This window comes from Bacillus cereus group sp. BfR-BA-01408 (genome assembly GCF_022663305.1).
Taxonomy (GTDB): Bacteria; Bacillota; Bacilli; order Bacillales; family Bacillaceae_G; genus Bacillus_A; species Bacillus_A pacificus.
Map to the genome: position 1 here is coordinate 1 of NZ_JAKUFF010000309.1, position 223 is coordinate 223.

Here is a 223-nt window from a genome sequence, read left to right on the forward strand (position 1 = left end):
GTAAGTTCTGGGGGCACATCTACTCTGACACCCACTATTTTTTTCAATTCATCTTCATTGACTAAACCAACCAATTCTTTTGTATCAAACTAGTGAATGTGTAATCGGGCACACTGTAGTAAACTTTATGGTTGTAACTGTGTGCGGCGTTGGTGCTATTTCTGGATTCACATCTCCTGCACCCGCTATCTTTTTTAATTCATTTTCATCGATTAAACCAATC

General features: G+C 38.6%; 1 protein-coding gene. It reads right to left on the reverse strand.

Annotation, left to right across the window (positions count from 1 at the left end; all coding sequences use genetic code 11):
- Positions 1-84: 84 nt before the first annotated feature.
- A complete protein-coding gene (locus MR083_RS27935; protein ID WP_313954469.1) occupies positions 85-222 on the reverse strand; it encodes a class II lanthipeptide, LchA2/BrtA2 family in 138 nt (45 codons plus the stop codon).
- Position 223: the final 1 nt, after the last annotated feature.